General features: G+C 33.8%; 23 protein-coding genes. 7 read left to right on the forward strand and 16 right to left on the reverse strand.

The window, feature by feature from the left end; translation table 11 throughout:
- The 6 genes from CGEO_RS04365 to CGEO_RS04390 are packed head-to-tail and all read right to left on the reverse strand — an operon-like array spanning window position 1 to window position 5,840.
- Window positions 1-1,029 (reverse strand): LptF/LptG family permease, encoded by a 1,029-nt coding sequence (locus CGEO_RS04365; RefSeq protein ID WP_075531821.1) that lies wholly within the window; start codon window positions 1,027-1,029, stop codon window positions 1-3.
- On the reverse strand, window positions 1,022-1,807 hold the full coding sequence (locus tag CGEO_RS04370) for a prepilin peptidase (protein ID WP_075540448.1): 786 nt from the start codon (window positions 1,805-1,807) through the stop codon (window positions 1,022-1,024). Before CGEO_RS04370 ends, CGEO_RS04365 begins: the two co-directional genes overlap by 8 nt.
- On the reverse strand, window positions 1,804-2,481 hold the full coding sequence (gene uppS, locus CGEO_RS04375; protein ID WP_075493238.1) for a polyprenyl diphosphate synthase: 678 nt from the start codon (window positions 2,479-2,481) through the stop codon (window positions 1,804-1,806). The genes CGEO_RS04370 and uppS overlap by 4 nt, the downstream gene beginning before the upstream one ends.
- Window positions 2,478-3,656 (reverse strand): bifunctional phosphopantothenoylcysteine decarboxylase/phosphopantothenate--cysteine ligase CoaBC, encoded by a 1,179-nt coding sequence (gene coaBC, locus CGEO_RS04380; protein ID WP_075531832.1) that lies wholly within the window; start codon window positions 3,654-3,656, stop codon window positions 2,478-2,480. The genes uppS and coaBC overlap by 4 nt, the downstream gene beginning before the upstream one ends.
- The gene (glmU, locus tag CGEO_RS04385) at window positions 3,643-4,950 is read right to left on the reverse strand and encodes a bifunctional UDP-N-acetylglucosamine diphosphorylase/glucosamine-1-phosphate N-acetyltransferase GlmU (RefSeq protein WP_075540449.1); all 1,308 of its coding nucleotides are present in this window, start codon (window positions 4,948-4,950) and stop codon (window positions 3,643-3,645) included. Before glmU ends, coaBC begins: the two co-directional genes overlap by 14 nt.
- A gap of 53 nt (window positions 4,951-5,003) precedes the next feature.
- A complete protein-coding gene (locus CGEO_RS04390) occupies window positions 5,004-5,840 on the reverse strand; it encodes a DMT family transporter (RefSeq protein ID WP_075531823.1) in 837 nt (278 codons plus the stop codon).
- Window positions 5,841-5,904: 64 nt separating this feature from the next.
- Here CGEO_RS04390 and CGEO_RS04395 point away from each other — a divergent pair, with 64 nt between their 5' ends.
- Window positions 5,905-6,765: an EamA family transporter gene (locus tag CGEO_RS04395; RefSeq protein WP_075540450.1), complete on the forward strand. Its 861-nt coding sequence runs from the start codon at window positions 5,905-5,907 to the stop codon at window positions 6,763-6,765.
- 67 nt (window positions 6,766-6,832) lie between these two features.
- Here CGEO_RS04395 and CGEO_RS04400 read toward each other — a convergent pair whose 3' ends face one another.
- From CGEO_RS04400 to CGEO_RS04435, 8 genes are read right to left on the reverse strand one after another with little or no spacing between them, the layout of a single operon-like run.
- Window positions 6,833-7,015: a hypothetical protein gene (locus CGEO_RS04400; RefSeq protein WP_075540451.1), complete on the reverse strand. Its 183-nt coding sequence runs from the start codon at window positions 7,013-7,015 to the stop codon at window positions 6,833-6,835.
- Window positions 7,016-7,023: 8 nt separating this feature from the next.
- Complete coding sequence (locus CGEO_RS04405; RefSeq protein WP_075493233.1) at window positions 7,024-7,557, reverse strand: cysteine hydrolase family protein; 534 nt, start codon at window positions 7,555-7,557, stop codon at window positions 7,024-7,026.
- A gap of 57 nt (window positions 7,558-7,614) precedes the next feature.
- Entirely contained in the window at window positions 7,615-8,451 is an 837-nt protein-coding gene (gene modD / locus CGEO_RS04410) for a ModD protein (protein ID WP_075540452.1), read from the reverse strand.
- 2 nt (window positions 8,452-8,453) lie between these two features.
- Window positions 8,454-9,302, reverse strand: a complete 849-nt coding sequence (locus tag CGEO_RS04415; RefSeq protein ID WP_075540453.1) for an ABC transporter ATP-binding protein — start codon at window positions 9,300-9,302, stop codon at window positions 8,454-8,456.
- The gene (modB, locus tag CGEO_RS04420; protein WP_075493230.1) at window positions 9,299-9,967 is read right to left on the reverse strand and encodes a molybdate ABC transporter permease subunit; all 669 of its coding nucleotides are present in this window, start codon (window positions 9,965-9,967) and stop codon (window positions 9,299-9,301) included. The genes CGEO_RS04415 and modB overlap by 4 nt, the downstream gene beginning before the upstream one ends.
- Window positions 9,968-9,969: 2 nt before the next feature.
- Complete coding sequence (locus CGEO_RS04425; RefSeq protein WP_075493229.1) at window positions 9,970-10,356, reverse strand: TOBE domain-containing protein; 387 nt, start codon at window positions 10,354-10,356, stop codon at window positions 9,970-9,972.
- The gene (gene modA, locus CGEO_RS04430; protein WP_075540476.1) at window positions 10,349-11,080 is read right to left on the reverse strand and encodes a molybdate ABC transporter substrate-binding protein; all 732 of its coding nucleotides are present in this window, start codon (window positions 11,078-11,080) and stop codon (window positions 10,349-10,351) included. The genes CGEO_RS04425 and modA overlap by 8 nt, the downstream gene beginning before the upstream one ends.
- A 2-nt stretch (window positions 11,081-11,082) precedes the next feature.
- Window positions 11,083-11,865 carry a TOBE domain-containing protein gene (locus CGEO_RS04435; RefSeq protein WP_075493228.1) on the reverse strand — a complete coding sequence of 261 codons (783 nt, stop codon included), beginning with the start codon at window positions 11,863-11,865 and terminating at the stop codon, window positions 11,083-11,085.
- A gap of 125 nt (window positions 11,866-11,990) precedes the next feature.
- Between CGEO_RS04435 and CGEO_RS04440 the strand changes: the two genes are divergently transcribed.
- Together CGEO_RS04440 and CGEO_RS04445 are read left to right on the forward strand one after the other, a co-directional pair.
- Window positions 11,991-12,509: a peptidylprolyl isomerase gene (locus CGEO_RS04440; protein ID WP_075531828.1), complete on the forward strand. Its 519-nt coding sequence runs from the start codon at window positions 11,991-11,993 to the stop codon at window positions 12,507-12,509.
- 383 nt (window positions 12,510-12,892) lie between these two features.
- Window positions 12,893-15,712, forward strand: a complete 2,820-nt coding sequence (locus tag CGEO_RS04445; protein WP_075540454.1) for an autotransporter outer membrane beta-barrel domain-containing protein — start codon at window positions 12,893-12,895, stop codon at window positions 15,710-15,712.
- A 418-nt stretch (window positions 15,713-16,130) separates the two neighbouring features.
- On the opposite strand, the gene CGEO_RS04450 is transcribed toward CGEO_RS04445, so the two are convergent.
- On the reverse strand, window positions 16,131-17,036 hold the full coding sequence (locus CGEO_RS04450) for an AEC family transporter (RefSeq protein WP_075493225.1): 906 nt from the start codon (window positions 17,034-17,036) through the stop codon (window positions 16,131-16,133).
- A 231-nt stretch (window positions 17,037-17,267) separates the two neighbouring features.
- Here CGEO_RS04450 and CGEO_RS04455 point away from each other — a divergent pair, with 231 nt between their 5' ends.
- From CGEO_RS04455 to CGEO_RS04465, 3 genes are read left to right on the forward strand one after another with little or no spacing between them, the layout of a single operon-like run.
- On the forward strand, window positions 17,268-18,464 hold the full coding sequence (locus tag CGEO_RS04455) for an efflux RND transporter periplasmic adaptor subunit (protein ID WP_075493224.1): 1,197 nt from the start codon (window positions 17,268-17,270) through the stop codon (window positions 18,462-18,464).
- A gap of 2 nt (window positions 18,465-18,466) precedes the next feature.
- Complete coding sequence (locus CGEO_RS04460) at window positions 18,467-20,395, forward strand: MacB family efflux pump subunit (protein ID WP_075540455.1); 1,929 nt, start codon at window positions 18,467-18,469, stop codon at window positions 20,393-20,395.
- Window positions 20,396-20,397: 2 nt separating this feature from the next.
- Window positions 20,398-21,753, forward strand: a complete 1,356-nt coding sequence (locus tag CGEO_RS04465; protein ID WP_075540456.1) for a TolC family protein — start codon at window positions 20,398-20,400, stop codon at window positions 21,751-21,753.
- 844 nt (window positions 21,754-22,597) lie between these two features.
- Here the strand turns inward: CGEO_RS04465 and tgt are convergent.
- Complete coding sequence (gene tgt / locus CGEO_RS04470) at window positions 22,598-23,728, reverse strand: tRNA guanosine(34) transglycosylase Tgt (RefSeq protein ID WP_075540457.1); 1,131 nt, start codon at window positions 23,726-23,728, stop codon at window positions 22,598-22,600.
- A gap of 35 nt (window positions 23,729-23,763) precedes the next feature.
- Here tgt and CGEO_RS04475 point away from each other — a divergent pair, with 35 nt between their 5' ends.
- Window positions 23,764-25,188, forward strand: coding sequence for a hypothetical protein (locus CGEO_RS04475; protein WP_075495381.1), 1,425 nt, complete (start codon window positions 23,764-23,766; stop codon window positions 25,186-25,188).
- The last annotated feature ends 25 nt before the right edge of the window (window positions 25,189-25,213 follow it).

Here is a 25,213-nt window from a genome sequence, read left to right on the forward strand (position 1 = left end):
TTAGTATTTTCTTATAATTTTTTTGTTAAAGTAAATAAACGATAAAACTACAAATGATAAAAATACCGCTGGTATGGCGATGGTCGGCTGTTTTGCTAAAAGCATAATCAGTGCAAAGTATATAAAAAGTACACCAAAAATTCCAAAATAAATAAAGCCTTTTTCATACCTATACGTTACGATTCCAAAAGATATAGCAAACAAAATCGTAGCAAGTGGGAACAAGGATACCAAAACATAGATAGTAAAGTCCTTTTTACGCTTATCGCTTTTGCTCATCTCTTCCCAATACGAATATATCGATGAGATATCTGAAATGCTGTTTGAAGCAGCTGTTCGTATAGTCATAGTATCAAATAAAGTTATGTGATATTTAGTATCGATAGTGTAAATTTTACCATCTTTTAAAGACATTTCAAAAGCTGAATTTACGCTTTTAAACTCGCCTTCTTTAGCAAGGATTATCCGCTCTTTTTCGCCTTTTGCTTCTGGAGAGTACATGATGACATTTTCATATGTGTTTTGGCTTCCATCGTTTTTTTCTTTTTCTATAAAGACAAGCCAGTTTGCAAATTTCTGTCCAAATTCGCTTGCTTTTATATTTAGCGTTGCTTGAGTTTTTTTATACTCGATGAAGTTATCTTTTAAATTCTCAGCCACCGGCATCATCACAAGAGATATAAAAAGAAGCAAAAAAGACAAGATAAAAGCAACTATGGTAAAAAATAGGCTGATTTTTTTAGGTGAGTAGCCAAATGTAAAGATAACTATGCTTTCATTTTCTTTAGATAGCCTAAAAAACGACATCGTCAAAGCGACAAAAAACGCAATCGGTGTTGTAAAGATAAGAATTCGTGGCAACATAAAAAGATAGAGTTTAAAAAGCTCGCCTATGTCGATTTGGATAAAAGATGTAATCCTTGCGATTTGTATAAAAAATACTATCGACATTATCATAAAAAGTGTGCTAAAAAGTGATGCAAAACTGCTTATAAAATTTGAAAAAAGGTATTTGCTAACTCTATCCATGCGGTATCCCATATAGGTCTAAAACAAAGTTATTTATAAATTTTAAAACTTCTAAAAACCAGTCATCAAAGAGCCAAACCACAAAAAGCCCAGCAGCTAAAAATGGGATAAAAGGTAACTCATAATCTTTTTTAGCAACTATCGCGTAAGCAGGTATGGTTAAAACTGCACCGATAAATATCGAAACAAAGCCCAAATTTAGCCCCAAAACTGCGCCCATACAAGCAAATATATAAACATCTGCCAACCCCATTGCCTCTTGCTTTTTGTACTTGCTAAGTAAAAATCTCAAAGCATAAAAAATAGCCGCAAAAATCAGTGCATTTTTAACGCCATCAAAGCTAAAAGCATAGAGCAAAGATAGCACTACGGCAGTATTTAGTAGTAAATCGGGCGCGCCTTTATATCTAAAATCAATTATGCTCATAGCAAGCAAAACGATAAATAAAACTCCTATAAAAAAAGCTTTTAAAAGTTCAAAATAATCAAATCCATTAACCTCTTTATAAAACGCTAAAACCATAAGAAGCCCACCAGCAAGCTCTACTAGAGGGTATTGAACGCTGATTTTGCTTTTACAAAATGCACATTTTCCACCTAAAAATATCCATGAAAAAAGCGGAACATTGTGATAAAATTTAAGTGGCGTAAGGCAACTTTGGCAGTGAGATGCTGGGAAATTTATACTTTTGCTTTCTGGAAGTCTGTATATAAGAACGTTTGAAAACGAGCCAATGCAAATTCCAAGGATAAAATAAAAGATCATTAAAAATATCATAATCCACCAAATTTTCTAGTTATATTTTTATATTTTTTTACTATTTTTTCGAGCTCACAAACGGTAAAATCAGGCCACAAAGTATCGGTAAAAAACAGCTCAGCGTAGCTTGATTGCCAAAGCAAGAAATTTGAAAGTCTATGCTCTCCGCCAGTTCTAATAAGCAGATCTACATCGCCCATGCTAGCGGTATCAAGTGCTGAGTTTATATTTTCTTCATTTATCTGTTTTTGCTCACTTATAAGCTTATTGCAAGCTCTTACAAGCTCATCTTTAAAGCCGTAATTTACAGCCAAAGCAAGAGTGAGTTTGGTAAAATCTTTAGTTTTTTCTTTTAAATTTAGCATCAAATTTACAAGCTCATCATCAAAAGCCAAAATATCGCCGATAGTTTGAAATTTTATCTCATTTTCTAAGAAAATAGACTCTTTTGTTTTTAAAAATTTCTTAAAAAGAGATATCAAAAACTCCACTTCGCTTTTTGGGCGATTCCAGTTTTCGGTGCTAAAAGTGTATAAAGTCAAGTTTTTTATACTCTCATTTATACAAAATTTAGCTATATCTTCTACGACATTTGCTCCGTTTTGATGACCGACATTGCGTAAAAAACCGCGATTTTTCGCCCATCTTCCATTGCCATCCATTATGATGGCTAGGTGGTTTAGTTCATTCATACATAGACTTTTATAAGATTAGCAATCTCAAGCGCAACCTCTCGTTTACTATTTTCTTTAAGTTCTATTTTAGTTTTTTCTGTCATGAATGTTATTTTGGTATTATCGCCACCAAATTTAACTGTATTTCCTAAAACATTTAGGCAAACCGCATTTAAGTTTTTCTCTTTTAGCATATTTCTAGCATTATATAACGCCTCTTCATCGCTAACTTCAAGCTTAAAGCCAATTTTTTTGATTTTATTATCAGTTACTCCTGATATGATGTCTGGTGCTTTTTTGAATTTTAAATTTAGTATATCGCCAATCTCGTTTTTATCAAGCTTGCCTTTGATTTTATTTGGTATATAGTCGCTCACAGCAGCAGCCATAACGATAATATCATCTTTTTTTAGTTTTTGGTTATAAAGTGCACTTTGAAGCCCAAAAGAGCTATCAAATTTAATAACCTTATATGGCACTTCAAAATCAACGCTAGTTATAAAAATAACATCAGCCCCTAAAAAATAAAACGCATCAGCTAATGCTTTTGCCATTTTACCGCTTGAAAGGTTAGTTATAGTTCTTACATCATCAATTTTCTCTTCTGTTGGACCACCAGTTACAACTACGGTTTTATCTTGATAAAATCTATCTGTCAAAATCGCTCTTTGAGCGGCATAAACTATAGAATTTACATCAGCTAAACCGCCTTTTCCAACATCTTTGCAAGCTAGAGTTTTTCTAACAGGCTCAATGATAATCGCACCATTTTTTTCTAAAAGTGATAAAGAATTTACAGTGCTAAAATGCTCTAGCATTCTGTTGTTTGCTGCAGGAGCTATGATAAGAGGAACGTTTGAAGAGGCGATTAATGTTTCCATAAAAACATTATCACAAATTCCAGCTGCTAGTTTGTTTATCGTATTTACGCTAGCTGGAGCTATGATGACTAAATCCATTCTTGAATACCCCATATGTCCGATGCCATTATGCCAATCTTCTGTTTGAGAGCTTAAAACTGGATGATCGCAAAGTGCTTGAAAGCTTTGAACTTGAGTGAAATTTAACGCTCCATCGCTAAGCATAACATATACATCAGCGCCTAGTTTTTTAAGACTTGAAAGAATTTCGTATGCTTTATAAAAACTCACACTTCCACAAACTGCTAGTAAAATTTTCTTATTTTGTAACATTTTTATCTCCAAAAAATTTATAATAAAATCCATCTTTATTGACTTGTTTTACTCTACTTATAACCAAACTTCCGCTTTTAGCATCCATTGTTACGGTTGAGCCAGCCGCTATTAAAACATCATCTTCTATTTTTACTGGTGCAACTAGTTGCGAGTCTGAGCCTATAAAAACATTTTTACCTATGATGGTTTTATACTTTGCCTTGCCATCGTAATTACAAGTTATAGTTCCACACCCAACATTTGTCCCACTACCAATCTCACAATCTCCTAAATAACTCAAATGCCCAGCCTTAACACCAGTTAAATTTGCCTTTTTTAGCTCGACAAAATTTCCTATATGCGTATCTTTTACCACGCAGTTTGGGCGAACGTGAGCTAGTGGACCTATATCTGAGTTTTCGACTACACTATCTTCGATAACGCTTGAACTCTTTATAATGCTATTTTTTATAACGCACTCGCCTATAATGCTTACATTTTCTTGCAGTTCGCACTCGCCTTGGAATTTAGCTCTGCTATCTATATATATGCTTTTTGGAAGGCGCATTAAAACGCCTTGTTTCATCAAATTTTCTTTGATTTCATTTTGCATTATACCCTCAGCCACACTTAGAGCAAATTTATCATTTATCCCCATGAAGTTATCTTCATCAACCATTACAGCGTGGCATTTTAATCCCATATCTTTGGCTAGTTTTATGCTGTCGGTTAGGTAGTATTCATTTTGCGAGTTTTGGTTTGAGATTTTAGGTAAAATTTCTTTTAAAACTTCACTTTTAAAGCAGTAGCACCCTGTGTTTGCGCTTTTTACTAGTTTTTCTTCGCTTGTGGCATCTTTTTCTTCGACTATTTTTTGAATCTCGCCATTTTTAGTTATAACTCGCCCATATCCAAAAGGGTTTTTAGCTTCAAACACACCAAGAGCAACATCTGCTGTAGCAGAAGTTAGCCTTATAAGCTCATTTGTCTTAACTAATGGCATATCGCCACATATAATCAAAGTTTTATTTGAGTTAAACAAAACATCTCTTAGCGCCCCAGCAGTCCCAGGAAAACGCTCTACATCTTGTTTGTAAATTTTTGTATTTGCAAAGTGTTTTAAGACTACTTTTTTTATCTCATCTAGCTGATAGCTAAGCACAACGCTTACATCATCGCTGATTTCATATGCCTTTTTTAGGATGTGAACTAGCATCGGTTCTCCACACAGTTCAAACAAAACCTTAGCTTTTTTTGATTTCATTCTTGTGCCAAAACCAGCTGCTAAAACTATAACTGAAATTTCGCTCATCATCTGCCTTTTTTAAAAATAACCCAAATTTTACCAAATTTAAGATAAAAGTATCATTTTTTATATGAAATTGTATAAAAAACAACAGATAAAAGCACTATTGCTCCACCTATAAGTGTATTTTGCGTGATAACTTCGCCTAAAAACAGATATCCCCACACAGGAGCTAGTATGCTTTCAAGGATAAATAAAAGCCCAACTTCTGCGGTTAAAAGATACACCGAACCATAAGCTAAAAAAACTCTTGCTAAAGGCGAAATAAACATTCCCATAAGAAAAACGAGCAGTAAAGATGTCAAATCTACCTTAAAATCACAAAAAAATGAAGCTATGACAAACATAAAAACCCCAGCTAAATTTATCTGTGCGTAGCGGTTTACATCCTTTAAATTTGCAAACGTGATAAATAAAAGCGCCATAGTAAAAACGCATAAAAAGGCAAAAATCACGCCAAAGGCATTTAGCTCTTTTTGGCTATCGTTTAGTATGATAAAAATTCCTATAAAAACAGCTATTGCACTTGCAAAAAGGGCTTTTGGGGTTGTTTTTTTCTCGATTAAAAAGCTAGTTAGCGCACAAATTATGGGCGAAGTTGCAAGGATAAGCACGGTTGTTGCGATACCAGTTAGTTTAACGGCTATGATGAAAAATATGTTTGAAGCTGACATACAACAAGCAGCCAAAACAAGTGCCTTTGGGTTTTTAAAATACTCTTTTGGCGAAGTTTTTGTTATAACCAAAACAGCTAGCGTGCTTAAAAATATAAAAAATCCATAGTAAAATACAAAGTTAAAGTCTGAAATGGTGGTTTTGCTGATAATGGGGGATTCAAAACTCATAAACAAAACAGATAGTGCGACTAAGAAAAACCCCTTTTGGCGAGAGCTCAAATTCAACCTTTTTAAGTAAAAATAACTATAATTGTATCTAAAATTTTATTTATCAAGGCAAAATTTGAATAAACTTATCCTAGTTACGCTCATTTGGGCGTTTAGTTTTAGTTTGATTGGCGAGTATCTAAAAGGCGTTGATAGCAGTTTTGCTGCGTTTTTGCGTGTGGTTTTAGCGCTTATTTGCTTTTTGCCTTTTATGAAAAAAGATGTAAATTTAAAACTTGCATTTGCAATAAGTGCTATTGGAGCCGTTCAAATCGGCGTTATGTATCTTTTTTACTACGCTTCTTTTAAATATTTAAGTGTGGCAGAAGTTGCACTTTTTACCATTTTTACGCCATTTTATGTAACGATAATCTATGATATTTTTAAGGCTAGATTTAGGTATTTATATCTTATAAGCGTGGCTATAGCGGTATTTGGAGCGTTTGTTATTAAATTTGGAGCGATAAATGGCAGTTTTATAAGTGGATTTTTGCTTTTACAAGGTGCAAATTTGTGTTTTGGAGCAGGGCAGAGTGCTTATAAATTTATGCTTGAAAAGTATGGATTTAAGGAGCAAAAAGAGCTTTTTGGATACTTTTTTGTAGGAGCTACCTTAGTTTGTGCTTTGGCGTTTTTAATCTATGGCGATGTGAGTAAAATTTCTTTAAATTTAAAGCAAATTTGTATCATCATCTGGCTTGGAGTTGGCGCAAGTGCGTTTGGCTACTTTTTGTGGAACAAGGGCGCTTGCGAGGTTGATAGTGGGGTTTTAGCCATTATGAATAATGCTCTCATACCAGCAGCGATTATAGTAAATTTAGTTTTTTGGGGCAAAGATAGTGATATTTCAAAGCTCATTCTTGGTGGAGTTATCATCTATATATCGCTTTTAGTGCATAAAAAATTTATCAAATTTTATGAGAGCAAGAGCGTTTAACCATTTTTTAAATTTAGTTAAATTTAAGTAGTTTTAAACCTGTAAAATATAATCTATGCAAAATGTCTTAAATTTGATAGATATTTAAATTTGGTACTTTGACTTTGCAAAACCGCCAAAGTATCTGTTTTGCAAGTTTAAAAATGAAATTTTCAAACAATCGTGGCGGCTCTAAGTTGTCAAATAAATTTATAAAATCAAAACTTTTGTTATAGCTACTTTGGTTTATGCTAAATTTATCAAATTTCAAACCAGCTTTTACGCTCTATTTAACACCTTTATATGCAAATTTTCAAGCACATCAAAAGTCTTTTCTTGGATAACTTTATCATACGAACTAGTCGCTTTTGCATCGACTGTTACTTGTGAGAGTGGGCTTGCGGATTTTGCGATGATGGCGTTTGAGACTACGCAGATGTTGCTAACTAAGCCGACAAGCTCGATAGTATCGTATTTATAAGGCTTTTCTTGGATAAATTTCATAAGCAGGTCACAACCAAAGGTGTGTTTTACTAAATTTGGATGATTTTTAGAAAGCTCTTTAACTTTGCCATAAATTTCCCAGCCAAAGCTGCCTTTTATACAGTGTTTTATGGGTAAATTTTGCCCTTCGATGGTTTGTAGATAATCCTCATCATGAGTATCAAGAGTAAAGACCACATCATCGTTTGCACGTTCATAAGCAGTTATTTTAGTATAAATTTCATCTTCAATTTTTTTAGCATCTTCAAAGCCTAAAGCTCCATCTACAAAGTCATTTTGAAAGTCAACCACAACCAAAAGTTTTTTCATGCGCCACTCCTTGCTCTAAATTTAAATAAATTTGTGATAAATTTAGCTTGATTATAGCTAAATTTTTGAAATTCTAGCACCCAAATCAGCCATCTTGCTTAGATACATCGAACTAGTTACCACAGCGTCCACTCCGGACTTTGCATACTCTTTGACATTTGTTAAATTTATCCCACCAGCACAGACTATTTTGCTAAATTTATATTTTTCATCTTTGATTTTTACAACATTTTTTATATCTAAAAGCTCCATTTTATCAAGCTGCACAACATCGCAAAACTCCAAAAGATTTATCGCATCGTCTAAATTCAGCGCCTCAACGCAGAGCTTCTTTTCTGGAATTTTTTCTTTAAATTTAACTAAATTTGAGTAAAACTCATCGTTATTTTTATATAAAATTCTATGTTTTTCAAAAAATAGCACGCTATCGCTTAAATTTAGTCTATGTACGCTTCCACCGCCATCAAGCAAAGCTTTTATACAAAATTTTTTAGCGAATGGAAATGTTTTTCTAGTGCCTAGAATTTGGCACTTTTGATTTACACTTTTTGCTAAATTTAGCATTTGGTTTGTATAGGTTGCAATTTTGCAAGAGTATTCAAGTAAGACTTGGCTAAGTTTCCACGCTTTATGGATATTAGCGTAGCTTCCACTATATGTTAAAATTTTTTCACCACTTTTTAAAAAAGTTTTACTTGGTGCTACAAACTCCACTTTACAGCCTAGAATTTCAGCCAACCTAGCTGAAATTTCACTACATGAAACAACCAAATCTTCTCTAGTAAAAAGTTCTAGTCTTGCGTTTATGCCGCAACTTTCTTGCAAATTTGTTGTCAAATCAAAATATGGCAAATCCTCATTTATATAGTTTAAAATATCGCTATCGCTTATCAAATTTATCCTTTGCTTAAATTTAGGTTAAAGGCTTTTGTGCTGACATTAACCTTATCGCCAACTTTTAATCCATCTTGCTCATCAAGGGCGATTTGGGTGATTTGCTGACCGATTGAAACTGTTGCGATATAGATACTATCAAGCTTTTCTAAGCTTAAAAGTGTTCCTGAAAATACAAATTTTTGGCTGCCTTGAGTTTTAAGCAAGATGTGTTTTGGATCGCCGTTTTTAACAATTTTCCCATTTTCTAGCTCTATCATTAAATTTGCCATTTTATAAATTTCACTTGGGTTGTGGCTAACTAGTATCGTTGTAGTGCCAAATTCGCTATGAACTTTTAAAATCTCATCTTGAAGTTTTGTTCTAAGAGTAGGATCAAGCGCAGAGAGTGGCTCATCAAGAAGCAAGAGTTTAGGGCGTCTCATCATAGCTCTTCCTAAAGCGACTCGCTGTTTTTGCCCACCACTTAGCTTAGCTGGATATCTAGCTTTTAAATTTGATAAATCAAGCATTTTTAAAAGCTTATCGCAAAGCGCTCTATCTTTTTGCACAAAAAGTAGATTTTGCTCTACGCTTAGGTTTTCAAACAGCGCGTAGTCTTGAAAGACAAAACCAATACATCTTTTTTGTGGTGCTAAAAAAAGCCTATCATTTTGCCAAATTTCATCATCTACTACTATCTCGCCACTGCTTTTTTCTAACCCAGCCAAACAGCGTAAAAGCGTAGTTTTACCACTACCGCTTTGCCCAGCAAGCGCTAAAAAAATTCCACTTTTTATATCTAAATTTACATCTAGCTCCATCTTTTGACTAACGCCAAAAAGCTCCTTTTTTATAGCTATTTTTATCATCTTTTTGCCTTGCTTTTTTGGTTAAACAAATAGACGCTAAAAAGCACGATAAAGCTAAGTGCAAGCATGATAAAACTATATATATGGGCTGATTTAAAATCAAGCAATTCAGCAAACTCATATATAGCGACACTTGCGACTTTTGTTTCTCCTTCTATGCTTCCGCCAACCATAAGCACGATACCAAACTCACCAACAGTATGAGCAAATGTCACAACAAGAGCTGTTAAAAGAGATGGTTTGATGTTTGGTAGGGCGATTTTAAAAAGCGTTATAAATTTGCTTTTGCCACTTAGATATGAGGCTTCTATGATGTTTTTATTTAGGCTTTCAAAGCCGCTTAAAAGAGGTTGAAACATAAAAGGAAGCGAGTAAATGCAACTTGCAAACACAAGCCCAGTAAAGCTAAAAACAAGCTCTAAGCCCAAAGTATCGTATAAAAAACCGCCGATTGTTGAGTTTTTAGAAAATGTAAAAAGTATGTAAAAGCCCATAACGGTGGGTGGTAAAACAAGTGGCAAGGCGCAAATGCTTTCGATTAGCGGTTTTAGTCTGCTTTTGCTTTGACTAAGTTTCCAAGCTAGAGGCAAAACTAGAAAAAACAGCACAAATGTTGTAACAAAGGCTAGTTTAAAAGATACATAAAAAGGGGTAAAATTTATCATTTTTATCCATTTACTATAAAAACATCAGTGGCTTTAACTAAAAAAACAACGCTATCATGAAGCTTTAAATTTAGCCTATTTGCCGAGTCAGTAGTAATCACGCTAGTAAGTTTTTGACTATCTTTAAAAGCTGTTATTTTAGTTAAAATTTCACCTTTTTCAATCTGGCTTATTAAAACGCAAATTTGGTTTGAGTAGCTTAAATGCTCGCTTTTTTCTTTTGAGATTGCAACTGAGTTTGAGCGAAAACCAAGAGTTACTTCTTGATTTTCTTTAAGCTCTACATCAAGGCTTACAAAGGCTAAATTTCCAACATTTGAGCTAAAATTTACCTTGTGTAAGTCCTTGTTTTGCTTTATGCTCTCTACTTTTGCTAAAATTTTATTCATAGCCATAAGTTTTAAAGATAGCTTTTGCTTTTTCGCCCTTTAAAAAAGCGTAAAAATCAGTCGCTAGCTTATCATTTTCATAAGGTTTTAGCAAAATCATACCTTGATCAAGTGGAGTATAAAGCTTACTATCAACTGCTGCGAAGTTAGAACCTTCTTTATACTCATCTTTGCCAACTAAGGCTGATTTAGGGATAAAGCCGATTTCAGCAGCACTTAGTGCGTATGGAAGCACACCAGAAATACTCTCTGCAAAAACAAGTTTTGACTCTATCTCTTTAAGCACGCCAGCGTTTTTAAACGCCTCATAAGCAGCGATTCCATAAGGGGCGGTTTTTATGTTTGCAACTGCGATTTTGTGAATATCTTTATCTTTTAAAAGCTCAAGTCCACGGCTTAAATCACGCTTCTTAGCGCTAAACATCATCAAAACGCCTCTTGTATAAATTTCAGCCTCTTTGGTGCTAAAACCACTTTTATATAAGTCGTTTGCAAAGTTCATGTTTGCCGCCATAAAGATAGCGTAATCTGCACCATTTTTAATCTGCGTGTTAAGTTTTCCGCTACTTGCAAGCGTTACTTCGATTTTATCATCACTTCTATCTTTTAAAAACTCTTTTTTAAGCTCATCGATTACATAGCCGATATTTGCAGCCGCTGCAACTCTAATCTCACTTGCGTTTAAAACCAAAGCACAAAATGTTAACAGTATAAATTTTTTCATCATTATAGTCCTATCATAACTGAAGTTGATTTGATAATGCCATAAGCTTTATCGCCGACTTTTAAGCCAAGTTTTTTGATTGAATTTGCTGTGATAACGGCGGTTAGAATTTGGTTTTCGCCGATATCAAGGCTAACTTCTGCGTTGATTTCATCTGAGTTTATCTTGTTAATGACTCCTTCTAGCACATTTCTAGCACTTATTTGGATATCTTTTGTAGCGCTTATCATAACTGAGCTTGACTTGATAATCGCCTTTGCCTCTTTGCCAACTTCAAGTTCTAAATTTAACATGGAGTTTTTTGTGATGATTGAAGCGATTTCTTGAGCTCCTTTTAGAGATAATACAACCTCTGCGTTTACATCGTTGGACGCGATTTTACTCACTTTTCCAACAAAAACATTTCTAGCACTTATTTGCATAGCAATCCTTTGTAAATTTTTTATATACCCACTATCAAAATCGGTATTTTTTGAAACTAAATCTAAAAAATCTTTTTGAGCGATTTTGATAAGCTCGTAAGATTTGATTAAATTTTTAGCATACTCGCTTAAGTGGCTTCCGCCGCCACTTTTGCCACCAGCTTTTCGCTCGACTAATGTATGGCTTGAAAGGTTGTTCATCAAGTCAATCGCATCCCAAGCGGCTTTATAACTCATCGGAACATTTTTAGCTGCTTGTAAAATCGAGCCTGTTTTTTCTATCTCACAAAGCAGTTTTATTCGCTTTTCAAGGATAAAATCGCTATCGTTTGATTTGATAATAAAATTTGAAACTAACTCCATAAAAATCCTTTGGGCGAAAGTATAGCTATAAATTTCTTAATTATATATTATACTTTATAACGCTTTTAAAGGTTAAAATTAAGAAAATTACCTTAAAATAACAGCTATCAAAATAAGGAGAAAATATGAAAAAACTACTTTTTGCTGTGCTTTTTAGCGTTTGTGCGCTTTTTGGCGATGAGGTTTTATTGCAAACTACAAAAGGCGATATAACGCTAAAACTTTTTAAAGATGTCGCTCCAAAGGCGGTTGAGAATTTTGAAACTCATGTGAAAAATGGCTATTATGATGGGCTGATTTTTCATAGAGTTATAAAAGGTTTTATGGCTCAAGGTGGAGATCCAACAGGCACTGGAATGGGTGGAAAGTCGATTTGGGGTAAGAGTTTTGAAGATGAGTTTAAACCAAATGTTGTCTTTGATAGAGCTGGACTTTTGGCGATGGCAAACTCAGGAGCAAATACAAATGCAAGTCAGTTTTTTATAACTTTTAAGCCAACTCCGTGGTTAAATGGACATCACACTATCTTTGGCGAAGTAGTTAGCGGAATCGCTACTTTAAACGAGATAGAAAACACGCCAACTGATGCTAGAGATAGACCAAAAGATGAGGTTAAAATCATAAAAGCAACTCTTATCAAGTAGGTTAAATCCACTTTTTTACTACAACTTATCTTTTTTGAAAACCACTCTATTTAGTTAAATCAAGAGTGGTTTAACTAAATTTTGTATAAATTTGACTAAAAATACTCGCCGAAACTATTAAAATTAAAATTATATAAAAAGTTTAATTTATTTAGTAAATTTTATAATTATTTTATCGATTATATACTGTTTCTTTATATAATATTATAGTTTATGTTAAATTTAGATATAACTTAAACTAAATTTAACTATCTAATATCGATAATAGTGATAGTTTAAATTTCTAATATTTGTTATCAATTTCAGCTTAAATACTTATACTTTTACTATATTTTAAGGATATGTTAAATAAAATTACGCGCAATTTAAAATAAGGAATGATAATGAACAACAAAAAAACATTCGCTCTAAGCGTAGCTTTATGCTCGGCACTTTTAGCAAATGCGCAAGATCTTGAATGGAGCGCAAAAAAAGATCCATTAATAGAGATAGGTGGCTTAAAAGTGCTATCTCCAGATAAAAACAGTCTAACTGGTAATAGCGTTACTGTTAACAGCTCTGATGAACTTACCAGAGTTTATGGTGGATATCGTGGAGAAAATGATGAAGAAAAAGATATGTCTGATAACTCTGTCAATATCACAAATGCAAAGATAACAAATAATGTTTTTGGCTCTGAGAATTTTAACGGAAATGTAGAAGAAAGTAGTATCGTCATAAGAAGTAATGATGATGCAATTACCCCTGAAAAAGTTATAATTAGTGGCGTTCAAGTTACTGGTGGTTCTAGCAATAAAGGTAGTGTTAATTTAAATAGTATAATCATAGATCACAAAGATACGGATATTTTAAGTGTATTTGGTGGTAGCACAGTAGAAGGTAAAGCAGAGGGCAACTCAGTAACATTAAAAAGAGGCACTATAAAGGGCGATATTTATGGTGGATATACTACAAAAGGTAATACAAAAAGTAACTTGGTAGATATCACTGGTGGAAAAGTTGAAGGCAATATATATGGTGCTTTGACTACAAATGGCGATGCATCAGAGAACCATATAACCATAAATAATACAGAATTTAAAGCAGGAGCTGGTAAAAGTATTGTCGGTGCAAAAAGTGATAAAGGTGCAAATGTTATAACAAATACAGTAACGATAGAAAAATCTACCATAAACCACAATGTATACGGAGCTATCGGTTTGGCTGCTAAAGTCGAAGGCAACTCTGTAACTATAACTGATAGCACACTAAATGGCTTTGTAGTTGGCGCAGAGGGAAAAAATGCTAACAAAAACATAGTTCAAATCCACAGTGGTACATTCAAAGGCTCGATTACTGGCGCTTCATCTATATCTGGGGAGGCTAGGGAAAATAGAGTTCTTATAGAAAATGGCGATTTTAAAGACTATGTTACAGCAGCAAATTCTAAAAAAGCAGAAGCTAACATTTTAAATATCGATAATGGTAAATTTGCTAACCTAGTTATGGGCGCAGACTCTTCAAATGGAGAAGCAAATAAAAATGTTGTAAACATTAAAAATGGAACATTTAATGGAAACATTTACGGTGGACAAGGCAAAAGCGCAAACGAAAATAAAATAAATATAAATGGTGGAACTTTTAATGGGGAAATAGTTGGTGGATTTGGCTCTTTGATAGCTAAAGATAACAGTATTTTTATACAAGGAAATCCAAATCTAACAAATTCAACGCTTTATGGTGGCAAAGCAGAAAACCATGTAGCTGGAAAAACAGAACTATCTGGTAACTCACTTCAGATAAACTCAACCGGTTTAGTAGCTAAAAATATAGTAAATTTTGACTCTGTAAATTTCTTCTTGCCACAAGATACAAGAGTTGGAGCTACGGCACTTAAGCTAACGGATAAAGCAGGAACTGATCTTAGTGCTACAAAAGTTGGTGTTGGTATGGCAAGTGGTGGAGTAGCGCTTAAAGTCAATGATAAAATCACGCTTATAAATACAGCCGGCACTTTTAAAATGCCAAAAGATTTAACAAATCATAAAGATAGCGTTACTGTTCCGGTTGGTTTAACTGGATTTTACGAGTTTAAACTAAGCGCTGATAACAACAACTTATACGCGGTTGCTTTAGGAAAACCAACAACTCCACCAGTCGTTACTCCAACTCCAGGCGTAACTCCACCAGTTCCAACTACACCTGGAACAACAGCGCCAACTACACCGGTTGTAAACCCAACTGTACCAGTAACTACTCCAGTTACAACTCCAACAGTTCCAACCACTACAAAACCATCAGCGTTACAATACGACAAAACAAAAGTACAAAAAACAAAGTCGTTCTTAGAAGCAAATTTAGCTTCACTTTCTTTGGTTAATCAAAGCTCTGATTTAATCGCCGATAACTCAACTTCTATAGCTAGTCAAAGTAGTAGCGATATATCAACATTTGGATTTTTAAGTATAGAAAACTCAAAAACGAAAACAGGCTCATATGTAGATGCTAGAGGCGTTAGCTTTGCAACTGGTGTAAGCAAACGTATAGATGCTATAACTTATGGTGCGTTTTTTGAGGCTGGAGTTGGCGAGTATGATAGTTATAACGACTTTGGAGATTCTGGCGTTGTTAAAGGCAAAGGTGATAGCAAATACTATGGAGCTGGCGTTTTGCTTAACTTTGAGCTTGCGCAAGATTACAGCTTAGATGCTAGCATTCACGCTGGTAAAACGCAGATTGATTATAAAAGTTCAGATTTTGGCACGGCAGCAGACTTTGACTTAAAACGAACTTATATATCATCTCACTTAGGCGTAAATAAGGCGTTTAAGATAGATGAGACAAACCAAATAAACGTATTTGCAAAAGCACTTTACTCAAGATTAAGCGCAAAAGATGCAACTATAGCGAGTGAAGAGTTTAAATTTGATGCTTCTACTTCACTAAGAAGCAAAATCGGTTTAGGCTACACGTATAGCGCAAATGATGATTTGGCGCTTTACTCATCGGCTGCTTATGAGCATGAGTTTGATGGTAAGGCTAAAGGCTATCATGTCTCTTCAGGCACACAAATTGACTCTCCAAGCCTTAAAGGCGACAGCGGAGTCTTTGGAGTGGGCGCAAAATACAGTGTAGATAAAGTCTTATTTGATGCAAATCTTCAAGGATATGTTGGTAAAAAAGAGGGCGTAAGTGGCGGCTTAAAGGTAGAGTATAAATTCTAAGTTCGCTTAGCATATACGCTTGCATTTATATTTTAGCTTTGCAAATTTAAATGATAAATTTAGTTTGCAAAGGCTGGTTTTGATTTTTAAATTGCTTATTAGAAATCTTTTGAAATCCTTAAATTTAGAAATTTATTTAAGGGTTTCTGCTTTCAAACTTGCTTTTACTATATATTTTAGACTTTTTTCGGTTTTTGTATAATTTCGCTATAAATTTAAGTGCGTAAATTTATAAGTATTTTGCTTTTAAATTTATACATTTAAATTTACACAAACCGCTCGCTTATCATATGAACCATCGCTATCGTGCAAAGACTATGGATGATGTAAAAATTTGCTTTTGTTTAATTTAGACAAAGTTTTTTAAAAATTTATCTTTTTAAATTTAAAGATTATTAAAAACCTATCCTTGCTAAAATCACAAAATCAAAAATTTATAAATAATCGGCAAGGTTATAAACATAACAAAATGCCCCATAGCAGTTGCTGAAATAGCTAAATTTGTGTTTAAATTTGCTTTCATGATTATCGCTGATACGATAACTGCTGTTGGCATAGATGAGAGTATAAGCCCAAGAGTTGTCTCGTGAGTGTCTAGTTTTAAAAGCTTTAAAAAAGCAAAAAACAAAATCGGCATAAGTATCATCTTAGCAAAAATCGCAACCAAAGATGGTTTCCACGAAGTTTTAATAGAGTTAAAACTAAGCCCAACACCGATACTAAAAAGAGCAATCGGCACGATTGAGTTGCCTATGAGATGAAGTGGAGCAAAAAACAGCTCTGGTATGGAGATGCTTTTTAAAATTAAAGCTAAGATTAGGGCTAAAAATGGTGGAAATTTAAAAATTTGTTTAATTGTATTTAAAAATTTTCTCTCGCTAACTCCTGCAAAAGATATCGCGATAGGAGCTATAATCGAAACTGGTATAGCAGTTATAGCTTGATCGTAAAAGACTATGTTTTCTACCATCTCATCGCCTAAAATCGCACTAGAAACTGGAAGTCCGACAAACAAAGTATTTCCAAATACACTTAGTAAAAAAAGGCAGATGATAGTTACGCGACTAAATTTAAAAACTAACCCAAGAAAAATGATGATAATGCCAACTATTACCATGCAAGATAGCGATAAAAATATAGCTTTTAAAAGGGCTAAATGTATACTAACGTGATAAATTTTATCAAAAATCAAAGCTGGAAGAGCGAAATTTACGATAAAGCTTAGAAAAATAGCACTATCTTTTTGTGCTATCATGCCAACTCGTTTTGCAAAATATCCACCAACAAGTAAGAAAAATATCGAGTACAAAGGTGCAAATAACATAAATCTCCTTTAAAGGCGAAATTGTAACAAAACGCAGAAGAAAAGTTGCTAAATTTTATCTAAATTTAAATTTTTAGGCAAATTCCTAAAAACGGTAGTTTTATCTAAATTTATAAGATAAATGTCATTAAAGAGAGATAAAATTTTATTAAATTTATATATTTTAAACGATTTAACAATAAATTTATATTTTTTTCGTATCATTGTGTAAATTTAATACGCGAAGAGAATATGAAAAAAATTACCAAATTTATAGTTTTTGCCATCGTAGTTGTTGGAGTTGGTTGCTATGTCTATGCAAGTTTTTTTACAAAAAAAGATGAGCCTAGCTACCTAACAACCATAGTTTCAAAAGGAGATATAAAAAGCACAGTTATCGCAACTGGCGAGGTTTATGCGCAAGATTTAGTTGATGTTGGTGCACAGGTTGGCGGGCAGATAAAAAAGCTCTATGTTAAGGTTGGCGACTTTGTTAAAAAAGGCGATATAATAGCTCAGATTGATTCAGTCAAACAAGAAAATGAAGTCGCTCAACAAGAAGCGCAACTCTTAATCCACGAAGCAAATTTAAACGCTGCTCAAATCGCTGCTAAGATAGCGAATTTAAAGTATAAAAGGGATTTGAGTTTATATAACAAAAAAGCAACTTCAAAAGAAGCTTTAGAAGAGTCACAAGCCCAAGCAGCTTTAAAAGATGCAAATGTGAAGCAACTCCTTGCGCAAATCGAGCAGACAAAAATCCAGCTTGATACAGCACGGACAAATTTAGGTTATACAAAGATTGTATCGCCACTTGATGGAACGGTTGTTTCAGTTCCAGTTCAAGAGGGAAAAACGGTAAATGCAAACCAGACAACTCCAACCATCGTTAAAATCGCAGATTTAAACAAAATGGAAGTCAAAATGGAAGTAACAGAAGGCGATATCTCAAAAGTAAAAGTTGGCATGAGAGTTAAATACTCGATTTTATCGGACTTAGATAACTCAAAAGAGGCGAACATAACTACAATCGAACCTGGACTTACAAGCCTAAGCGATGGGCAGTATGGAAACTCAAGTGGCGCTGGTTCTAGCTCTTCATCTAGTGCAAATACCGCTGTTTACTTCTATGCAAATTTTTTAGTAGATAATAATGATAACTATCTTAAAATCGGCATGACAACGCAAAATGAAATACTTGTAAATGAGGCTAAAAATGCTCTTTTTATCCCAACTTCAGCCATAAAAAGAGATGGGGATAAAAAAGTTGTCTATGTGCTTACAAATGGTGAGCTTGATAGAAAAGATGTTGTAGTTGGTATAAGTGATAATATAAATTCTCAAATTATAAGTGGGCTAGAAGAGGGGCAAACGATAGTGATTTCAAGCGATAAAGGCTTGTTATCAAACAATTTTAAACCTCGCATGATACGAAACACCAGGATATAGGCGTGATAAAGCTAGAAAGCATAAATAAAAAATTCCGCCTTGGTGAAAACATAATCCATGTATTAAAAGATATAAATTTAGAGATAAAAAAAGGCGAATTTATCGCTATCATCGGGCAGTCTGGCTCTGGAAAATCAACTCTGATGAATATAATCGGTTGTCTTGATACGCCAACAAGTGGAATTTATAAGATAGATGATAAAGATGTAAGTAGGCTTGGAAGCGACGAGTTAGCAAATTTGCGTAGTAAAAAATTTGGTTTCGTTTTTCAGCGCTACAACCTAATCGCCTCTATGAGCGCGGCAAGTAACGTAAGTCTTCCAGCGGTTTATGCTGGAGTTGATGCTGAGGTTAGACACGATAAGGCTATAGAGCTTTTAGATGGGCTTGAGCTAAAAGATAAGAGTGAAAATCTACCAAACAAGCTAAGTGGCGGACAGCAACAACGAGTTAGTATAGCAAGAGCTTTGATAAATGGCGGAGAGATAATACTAGCTGATGAGCCAACGGGCGCACTTGATAGCAAAAGTGGCTTGATGGTTATGGATATCTTATCTAAGCTTTATGAAAAGGGACACACGGTTATAATCGTAACTCATGATATAAATGTCGCAAACTATGCAAACAGGATAATAGAGATAAAAGATGGCGAGATTTTAAGCGATAATGTAAAAAGCGATAAAACTTATAAGCTTGAAAAAGTTGATATCAAAAAGAAAAATCCGATTTTAGCTTATAAAGATCAGTTGGTTGAAAGCTTCAAAATGTCTGTAAGTGCGATATTTTCTCATAAACTTCGCTCTCTTTTGACTATGCTTGGTATTATCATAGGCATAGCTTCGGTTATTTGCGTGGTGGCTCTTGGGCAAGGTTCACAAGAAAAAATTCTCTCTTCTATTAGAGCTATTGGAACAAATACGATAAATATCTATCCAGGTAAAAACTTTGGCGATATGCGTTCAGGTGCGATTAAAACGCTTACAGTCGCAGACTCGCAAGTGTTAGCTTCTCAGCCATATCTTGACTACTCTACGCCAAATGTTTCGACAAGCGGAACTTTAACCTATGCAAATTTAAGTTCACGTGGAAATTTACAAGGTGGTGGCGTAAACTCACTAGCTGTAAATGGGATAAAAATAGCAAGTGGGCGAAGCTTTACTGATAATGATATAAAAGAGTCAAGCTCGGTTGTTATTATCGATGAAAATACCAAAAATACCTTTTTTCAAGATACTCAGCCACTTGGCAAGGTTATACTCTTTAACTCAAAGCCACTTAGCATTATCGGTGTGACTTTAAAAGATGATAACGCCTTTGGCAGTAGCGATACGCTTAGAATTTACGCACCTTATACAACCGTTATGAATAAAATTTCTGGAAGTAGAGATATAAACTCAATCACAGTTAAAATCAAAGATAACATAAACGCTCAAATGGCAGAAGCAAGCCTAAGTGAGATTTTGATTCAAAGGCATGGCACAAAGGACTTTTTTACTCGCAACTCAGATACGATAAAACAAACGGTTGAAAGCACAACTGGAACTATGAGAATTCTTATATCTTCTATAGCTTTTATATCTTTGATTGTCGGTGGAATCGGCGTTATGAATATCATGCTAGTAAGCGTTACAGAGCGGACAAAGGAAATCGGCGTTAGAATGGCAATCGGCGCAAAAGAGTCAAATATCTTGCAACAGTTTTTAATCGAGGCGATTTTGTTATGCGTTATCGGTGGAGTTATCGGTGTGAGCGTAGCTTATGGGCTTGGGGTTGTTTTTAATATTATAAGCACAGATTTTGCGATGATATTTAGCCCGACTCCAGCGATTATAGCGCTTGTTGCATCATCGGCGATTGGTATTATATTTGGTTATTTGCCAGCTAGAAATGCTAGTAAATTAAACCCAATCGACGCACTTTCTCAGGAGTAAAAATGAGAGTAATATTTTATGTTTTATTAAGTTTTTTTATCGTAGGTTGCGCCTCAAAAAGTGCGGTTGATAACTATGAAGTGGTTGAGAGTTTTGAAGATGAGAATTTAACTTATGAGATAGATAAAAACTGGTATAAAAGTTATAACCAAACAGAGCTAAACACCCTTGTCGATAGAGCGCTTGTTTATAACAGTGATTTAAAAATTTCAGCTTTAAACATCGCACAAGCTTATGCAAGGGCTGGACTTATCGAAGCTGATTTGCTACCAACTTTTTCTAGTGGATTTGGCGGGAGCGTAAGTAGAGATATAAGTAAAAATGACTCAAGCTGGAAAGAAAACTATAACGCAAACATCTCAGCAAGCTATGAGCTAGATATCTTTGCTAAGTTAAGAAATAGCGCTAGCCAAGCAGACTGGGAGGCAAATGCTAGCGTGTTTGACTTAGAAAGTTTACGTTTGAGTGTTATAAATTCAGTCGTTGATGGATACTTTAAAGAGCTTTTTATAAATGATACTTTAAAACTTTTAGATGAAAATTTACAAAATTATAAGAAGTTGCAAGCCATAACAAGGGCTAAATTTGAGTTAGGAAAAGACACACTTGTAAATTTGCTTGAATTTGATAAAAGTATAATTTCTCTTAAAAGTAGGATTTTATCATTTCAAAAAGACAGGCTAACAAATGAAGAGTTGTTAAAAAACCTGCTTCATCTTAAGCCAAACGATGAGCTAAATTTTGCTAAAATGACGCTTGATGAGGTGACGCTTTTAGGAGTTGATTTAAACATTCCTTACTACGCGCTTGGAAACAGACCTGATTTAAGAGCTTTGATTTCTAGGATAAACTCATCGTTTTATGGCTATAAAGTAAATCAAAAAGCCTTTTATCCAACCGTTACAATCGGCGCTAGCTTAAGCTCGAGCGAAGAGAAATTTAGTGATGTTTTTGGGCTTGATTTACTAAGTGGAAATGTAAAGATAAATTTGCCATTTTTAGACTACACGCGGTTAAAACAAAGAGTTAAAATCAGCGAAATTGAGTTTGAAAAACGAGTTTTAGAGTATGAAAAGGCGCTAAATTCGGCTTTAAATGAGTTAAATTTACACTACAAAGAGTATGAAATTTCACTTTTTAGTTTACAAAATTATCAAAATATCGTTGATAACAGCAACAAGCTTTCAAGCCTATACCTTACAAAGTATGAGCAAGGAAGTAGTGAGTTAAAAGACTATCTTGATGCTAAAAACAGCGAAATAAGTGCAAAAATCAACTTCATACAAGAAAAATATAAAGCATTAAATAGTGAAATTTTAGTTTATAAATCTATGGCTGGAAAATTTAAAACTAGATAAATTTTTAAATAATGCTGCTAAATTCATAAAAATAGTAGTTTTTATAAATTAAAATTATTTAATATTTTCTGATTTTACTTAAATACTGCTTAAATTATAAATATTACATAAAATTTAGCACAATATTATTCACACTGTGAATATGATGTGAACGAAAAGTGTCGATATAGCTTCATTCACGAGATATTCACGCCGTGAATGAAAATTTATATTTATTTTGATATATTTTCAAGCCCATAAAATCGGGCTTTTGAAACTTTTAGTAACGAGTTAGAGCGTTAAAACGGAATTTATAAAAATTCTTAATCACGTGAATAACTTTTAAAATTTACTAGTTTTTTTATCAAATTTTAAGGCATTTTTTGCTTATACTGTGAAGAAATTTTATAAGATAGTTTGAATTTTAAAATCAAAAAGAGAAAAAGCTAAATTTAAATCACACTAGATTTTTAAATATCATCTGATGTTTTATATTTGCCATTTTATTTTTAACTACGATTTGATGTGGCAAGCAAAAGAGAGTATTTGTAAAGAATATAAAATTTAGCAAAAGCATTGATTTTTTATACTTTTTATAAATTTAAATAATATTTTATGTGCAAAATACATCGAAAAAGACAAAATTATTTATCTGTAGTTTTCAACCATATCAATCCATCGCTATAATTTATAAATAAAACATTATTAAATAAAATTTATATATTTCTATGCAAAATTCCAAAAAATTTCTGCAAACCAAACTAGCAAAAATAACTCAATTTTTCACATTTTTGCTAGTTTATCATCGCGTATGTTTTTATAAAATTTAGCGTAAAAAGTGCAAATTTAAAACTATATAAATTTTTTAGCTAACGATAACGCCTCTTTTAGCGTAAAACTCACGTCTAAACTCGCTAAATTTGCCAGTTAGTATCGCCTCTCTCATCTGGCGCATTAAATTTAGATAATAATGCAGATTATGCAAACTCGCAAGCCTAAAAAATGTAAGCTCTTTTGCCTTAAAAAGGTGGTTTAAGTAGCCTTTTGAGTAGCGTTTGCAAGTGTAGCACTCACACTCGCTATCGATTGGATCATCATCGTGTATAAATTTGGCTGATTTTATATTTATCTTGCCATAACTTGTAAAAAGCGTGCCGTTTCTTGCGTTTCTTGTTGGCATAACACAGTCAAACATATCAACGCCACGCGCCGTATTTTCAACCAAATCCTCAGGCGTGCCAACCCCCATGAGATATCTTGGGCGATTTGTATCAACAAACGGCATCATATTTTCGACTGTTTCATACATAAGCTCGTTGCTTTCTCCAACACTTAACCCACCTATAGCAAGCCCATCAAACTCCATATCACAAAGCGCTTTTGAGCACTCTTTTCTAGCTTCAAAGTCCGTGCCGCCTTGTATGATTCCAAAGATGTTTTGGTCTATCCCAACACCTTTGCTTTGTTTAAATTTATGATAATCTATCGCCTCTTTTGCCCATTTTATCGTTCTTTTTAAGCTTAGTTCAATGCGTTTTTTTTCAGCCGGTAAAGCAACTAAATCATCAAGTATCATCATGATATCGCTTCCTAACTCATACTGTGTATCAAGCACAGAGCGAGGTGTGAAGTAGTGAGTGCTTCCATCTATGTGGCTTTTAAATTTAATTCCATCTTCATCTGGCTTTGAGTTTTTACTTAGTGAAAATGCTTGAAATCCGCCACTATCAGTTAAAAAAGAGCGATCAAATTTAGTAAATCCATGAAGCCCGCCAAATTCTTTAACTATCTTTGAACCAGGACGTAGATACATATGATAGGTGTTTGCAAGTATGATTTTAGCATTTAAAATCTCTTTTAAATCGGTCGCATCGAGGCTTTTTACAGCGCCAACTGTGCCAACGGGCATAAAAATTGGAGTTTGTATAACTGAATGAGCGGTTTTTATGGTGCAAGCCCTTGCCGCGCCGTCAGTTTTATCTATATTAAATGTCATTTTGATATAATTCCTATAAAAAATTCGGAGCATAAATGAAGAAAATCCTCATCATAGCCGGCGGTATTTTAGCAAAAGATTACTTAGAAAGAGTATTTAAGATAAAAAATGTCGTGCATGATTATACAGTTATTAGTTATGATGATAAGTGTATTCCGCAGTATTTGGAAAATGAGCCAAATTTTACTGTGCATAAATTTGATCCTACAAGCATGGAAAAACTACGAAGCGTGGCGAATTTAAAAGAGTTTGAAAACTGCATTATCATCTTAGATAACGAGCTTGATAGCAAAATCACATATAAAAATATCCGCATTATAGAGCCTGAATTAGAGCTTTATCTTATAGATGTATGGGGCTTTGCTAAGAAGTATGAGGGGGATTCGCATTTAAAGATAGTTGATATTTTATCTATCTCAACTTCAAGGCTGATTGGTTTTTTACCAGATAGTCCAGTTTATGCTGATAATATAGGTCTTGGAAAAGGTGAGATAATGGAGGTAAAAGTTCCGATTAGCAGCTCTTTTGCCTATAAAAAAGTTGGTATGTTTTTGCAATCAAAGTATAAAATTCCCATGATTTATCGCCACAACGAATACATCGTAACTAAATATGATACGACGATTTTGCCAAATGATTCGCTTCTTTTAGTCGGCGAACCATCTGTTTTAAGAAATGTTTTTTCAGCTATCAAGCAAGAAAAAGGGCAGTTTCCATCGCCTTTTGGTATAAATTTATACCTTATTTTAGATCTTAAACATATGAAAGTGGATAAATTTAATAAAATCATAAGAAATGCTAAATTCTTAAACGATACATTTTCAAATTTAAAACTCTATATCAGGGTGATAAATCCAACCATTTCAACGATGCTCGATGAAGTTAAAAAGCTAAATGAAGATGAGCATTTTGAGGTATTTATCGACTATATAAACTCAGAACCAAGTATTATGAAAGAGGATATCCAAAAGCATAAAGTTGGTATGGTTTTAGCACAAAATAGCTTTTTTGAAGCACATAAAGAGAAATTTTATCATCTAAAAGTTCCAGTTTTAACACTTGGTAGAGGCGATATAAAAGATCTTAAAAAAAGCGTTATTATAGTATCTAGCAAAAACACAACTCAAGAATCAAGCGTAGTTTTTGATGTTTCTGGACAGCTTGGGCTTGATGTTTATCTGTATTATTTCGATCAAAGTGTAAAGGGAAATAAAGAGATAGTAAAATACTATGAAAACTTATCAAACCTTTTTAAAAGGGATTTACACGTTGTAGATAACGATATGCAAAACCCGATATCTGTGCTAGAAAAAGAGAGTGAGTTTATACAGTTTTTGCCATTTGATGAGAAAATTTTAAAACGCAAAATCACATCATCGTTTTCCAAAGATTTAGATGAACTTTACTATAAGCTAGAAGATAACTATCAGCTGTTTGTTCCAAGTTTTTATGAAATTTAGTAAATTTAGGGTAAAATTGGGCTTT

The organism is Campylobacter geochelonis, assembly GCF_013201685.1.
Taxonomy (GTDB): domain Bacteria; phylum Campylobacterota; class Campylobacteria; order Campylobacterales; family Campylobacteraceae; genus Campylobacter_B; species Campylobacter_B geochelonis.